Below are 4013 nucleotides of genomic sequence, written 5' to 3'. Positions count from 1 at the left end.
TTCTTCCAGATGTGGCAGGATTTCGATGGCGGCAAACACGACAAGTTTGTCTGGGTTGAGGAAACCATCGGCACCGGATCGAATGGCGCGCCTGTTCCGGCTGGCGGGTTCAATCCCAAGGAAGGCGCCATCTCGATGGGCTTCTACAACATGAATCCCTTCACCGACGCTTCGGGCAAGCCGCAGCCCGGTGACGCACCATTCTTCAAATCGCTCGCCGACCAGTATGCAATCAGCGACAATTATCACCAGGCGATCATGGGTGGCACGGGTGCCAATTTCCAGGCCATCGTTTCGGGCCACGCGGCGTTCTTCACCAACCCGAACAGCCTCAACGGCGCCGCCGCCGTCCCCTTCAGCAACCAGATCGAAAATCCAGATCCGGTCGGGGGAACGAATAATTACTACACCCAGGACGGCTACAGTGGCGGCTCGTATGTCAACTGTTCCGATCCGAGTGCACCCGGGGTCGCATCGGTGAACGAACAGCTCTATCGCCACGGCATTTCGAACAGCAACTGCGCGCCGGGTCACTACTATCTCGTCAACAACTACAACATGTATTGGAACCAGACGAGCAGCAATCCGCAGGCTCTCGGCCCGACCTCCTTCGTCTTGCCGCCGCAAAGCCTGCCGACCATCGCGGACGTCATGACCGCCAAGGGCGTGTCGTGGAAATATTACAGCGGCGATCGCGGCAATGATCCGACCGTTTTCGCCAACTCGGTGGACGGCGTGCCGCTGCTGTTCCATTTCTACTGCGGAATTTGCGACCCGCTCACGGGTTATTTGAGCATCATGAAGAACCCGTCAGAGGAAGCGAAGCTGCAGAATTACGGCGCGTTTCTGAACGACGTTCAAAGCAACACGCTGCCGGCGGTGTCGTTCGTTCGTCCGTTCGAAACGCTTGCCGGACATCCGGCGGATTCGACGAGCGACAATTATGAAAAATTCCTGCAGACGTTGATCGATCGGGTGAAGGGCAATCCTGAACTCTGGAATTCGACCGCGATCTTCATCACCACCGACGAAGGCGGTGGCTATTACGATTCCGGCTATATCCAGCCGGTCGACTTCCTTGGCGACGGCACACGCATTCCGCTCATTGCAGTTTCACCCTTCGCCAAGAAGGGGTATGTCGACCACACTTACTACGACCATGTCTCGTTGTTGAAGTTCATCGAAAAGAACTGGGATCTTCCGAAAATCTCGAATCGGAGCCGCGACAATCTCCCGAACCCGATCCATGACCGCGACGACAACCAGTACAAGCCCGAAAATAGCCCGGCCATCGGCGATCTCATGAACCTGTTTGCCTTCGACCATGGCCGTGACGGCGATCACGATGCCGACGACCGCGATCACGATCACGATCATCACTAGGTCTCTTTGTTGATCTGATGTCGGCCGACGGATTGTCGGCAGAGTTAAAGGGCTGCGCTCAACCGGACGCAGCCCTTTGCTCACCCTCCGGTTCGCGTTGCGCGAAAGTATAGGGGGCTAGTTACTTGTCGGCGATCATTGCAGGAGCCTGCAAGGTGGAAGTCTTACACGCGGCGTAGGTCGTGGGTCTTACAGAACGCGCTGAGGGCGCTCACAATGGTTGGCCATTTGCTTCAGCTACCCGCGATCAGGTTCTTGAAAACCACGCTCCGGAAGACATTCATCAAGCGGGCGTTCTTGTCGACACGCATGTCTCGATTTATGCGCCTCTGCACGTCTCCTTCTTTCCTTCATCGTCCTTCTGCCTAAGCTTGCCTTACGCTGGGCAGTCGCGCGCGCAGGAGGTCAAGCTCGGCGCGACCATACATTTGCCGGTTCACGAGTTTGAGCTTGGTGACTTGGCCTTCGGTCTGTCCGTTCGGCGAATTTCCACCCCAAAAATTTGAAGGAAGGCCAACACATAATAGCCATATGATCGTACGTATATAATACACGAATTTCGCAAACGGGTTTTTAACAATTTGTAGTTAATCATAATTGGATCGATAGCTTCGATTTTACCAAGCGCGGCATTCGGGGGATTATGGACAGTTCAATTTGGACGCTCAAGGTCAAGATCAGCATAGCCGCCATAGCACTTTTTGGACTCGGGGGGGCTGTTGTAGGAAGCATGTCCTACATCACGATAAGCACGCTTAGCGAGACGGCTCGCAACGCCAAACTCGACGGTGCTGCAAGGGAAGGCGTCGCGATTCTCAAGGAGATCGGGTCTCGGATGAGCACCTATACAGACATCCTTTCAACGCATCCCGATATCAGCGGGGCGGTGTTGCGCAACGATCCCGCGGAGCTTGAGAAGGTGTTCGTACGAGAGTTCAAGACGCTAAATAGTTCCGATCCAGCCGTAGCGTCAATGGAAGCTACTGATGCCAAAGGCATCGTCATTATGCGTGGCCACAACCCAGCGAAGAAGGGCGACAACAAAGCCGCAATGCCTCAGATCAAGGCGGCGTTGTCAGGCAACGCAGCAGCGGGGTTGACGATATCCCCAACCTCTGGCGAAGCCGCTGAAGATAGCGTTCGACCGATTAAGGTTGGCGATCGTGTTGTCGGCACCCTAAAAATTGGTGCGTACTTCGAGCCTGAGACGGCTTCCGAGCTGAAAAAAAAGATTGGTCTGGATATTGCCTTTTTCGCCGAGGGAAAGATGACCGCGTCGACGTTGGACAAAGACGTAGTTATTGGGATTCCCGAGACTGCGGCTAATTTGGCTAAATCTGGAACACCAGCACTATTTTCAGTTGACGTCCGCGGAGTTTCATACACGACGAAGCTGGTCCATCTCGCGAGCGATGCTGGCAACGGAATGATGGTCGGCTTTCTCGTCGACAACAGCAACGTTGACGCAGAAAAGCGGGAGTTTCTCAGTTCTATGGCGCTCAAGGGCGCGCTCGGCCTCGCTCTGATTTTGCCAGTCGTACTGATGTTTGCGCATTTTGCAATTCGTCAACTTCTCCAGCTCGCAACCGCAATGAAATGTATCGCAGACGGTGACTTCGATGTGTCTATTCCTTATACCGGGCGCGGCGACGAGATCGGAGTGATGGCGAGGACCGTTGCTGTGTTCAAGACCAATTCCATCGATCGGGTTCGACTTGAAAATCAACAGAGGGACGTTGAGTCAAGCGCCGCTGCTGCACGTAAGTCGGAAATGGAAACGCTTGCGGGAAATTTAGAGTCCGCTGTTAGCGCAATCGTTGAGACTGTGTCTTCGGCATCGGTCGAACTGGAAGCTGCAGCATCGACGCTGATGCACAACGCGACGGCAACACAGCAGCTCTCGGCGAACGTAGCAAGCGCGTCCGAAGTGGCCTCATCAAACGTCCAATCCATCGCTTCGGCAACCGAAGAACTTACCTCATCGGTTAATGAGATAGCTCGTCAGGTTAATGATTCCGGCAACATCGCCCGCGAGGCGGTTGCTCAGGCGCTCCAGACTGACGCGCGCATTGGTGCACTGCTGCAGGCAGGAAGCCGTATCGGCGATGTCGTCAAGCTCATCAATGCCATCGCCGAACAAACTAACCTTTTGGCATTGAACGCCACCATCGAGGCAGCGCGAGCCGGGGAGGCAGGGCGCGGCTTTGCCGTGGTTGCGCAAGAGGTCAAGGCGCTTGCCGCCCAGACTGCCAAGGCCACTGACGAAATCGGAAGCCAGATTGCAGGCATGCAGACGGCAACCCAGGATTCGGCTGCGGCAGTTAAGGAAATCGGCGCGACGATTGGTGATATCTCGCAGATCGCTTCGACAATCGCAGGCACGATCCAGGAGCAGAGCGCAGCGACGCAGGAAATTGCCCGCAATGTACAGCACGCCGCGGGAGGTACTTCAAAGGTAGCCAACAATATCCGCGAAGTCACCGAGGCTGCATCCGAGACGGGCTCGGCGTCGAGCCAAGTCCTATCTTCCGCGCAGGCGTTGTCCGCAGAAGGAGTCAAACTGAAGTCTGAGATCTCGAAATTCCTGGCGATGATCCGTGCCGCCTAGTGGAGTGGATTTGACATTCGCT

At 55.4% G+C, this 4013-nt stretch carries 3 protein-coding genes; all 3 read left to right on the top strand.

Annotated features, from left to right (window positions below; genetic code table 11):
• Positions 1 to 1383 (top strand): alkaline phosphatase family protein (locus WB528_RS24215; protein WP_423891461.1); only part of this gene is annotated, 1383 nt, incomplete at its 5' end.
• A gap of 182 nt (positions 1384 to 1565) precedes the next feature.
• Positions 1566 to 1889, top strand: a complete 324-nt coding sequence (locus tag WB528_RS24210; RefSeq protein ID WP_423891462.1) for a hypothetical protein — start codon at positions 1566 to 1568, stop codon at positions 1887 to 1889.
• A 224-nt stretch (positions 1890 to 2113) separates the two neighbouring features.
• On the top strand, positions 2114 to 3991 hold the full coding sequence (locus tag WB528_RS24205) for a methyl-accepting chemotaxis protein (protein ID WP_423891460.1): 1878 nt from the start codon (positions 2114 to 2116) through the stop codon (positions 3989 to 3991).
• Positions 3992 to 4013 lie beyond the last annotated feature (22 nt).

The organism is Bradyrhizobium sp., from assembly GCF_049586575.1.
Classification (GTDB): Bacteria; Pseudomonadota; Alphaproteobacteria; order Rhizobiales; family Xanthobacteraceae; genus Bradyrhizobium.
The sequence above is the reverse complement of the archived record's forward strand: the minus strand, read 5'-3'. Positions and strand labels throughout refer to the sequence as shown.